General features: G+C 42.7%; 1 protein-coding gene. It reads left to right on the top strand.

Annotation, left to right across the window (positions count from 1 at the left end):
* Window positions 1-382: isocitrate/isopropylmalate family dehydrogenase (locus ACS8FD_RS23690; protein ID WP_439277650.1), on the top strand; the 382-nt coding region annotated here is incomplete at its 5' end.
* Window positions 383-548 lie beyond the last annotated feature (166 nt).

Below are 548 nucleotides of genomic sequence, written 5' to 3' on the forward strand. Positions count from 1 at the left end.
TCCTGCAGATTACTCAGTAGTGGCAACACTAAACTTAAACGGGGACTATATCTCTGATGCACTGGCAGCAGAAGTTGGCGGTATTGGTATCGCACCAGGCGCGAATAAAGGCGGCGCTGTTTCTGTTTATGAGGCCACTCATGGTACTGCGCCAAAGTATGCAGGTCAAAACAAAGTAAATCCAGGGTCGTTAATACTGTCAGCTGAGATGATGTTACGTGATATGGGCTGGGTTGAAGCAGCAGACCTGATTATTGAAGGTATAAAAGGTGCGATTGCTAATAAGACAGTGACTTATGATTTTGAGCGCTTGATGCCAAAGGCTACCTTACTTAGTACCTCGGAGTTCGGTGCAGCAGTCATCAAGCATATGAACGCTTAAAATTTCATGGAAACGTCAGCTTTAAACCTGCGTTGCTTATAACGCTACATAGTGATTCCTTGTTTCACTAATTTCTTAAACCGAAAAAAACACCCCAACGATCTTAGACCGTTGGGGTGTTTTTATTTTAACCAATTACGTACTTATAACGAATTGATAGCTTCGT

Source organism: Psychrobacter sp. 1U2 (genome assembly GCF_051847575.1).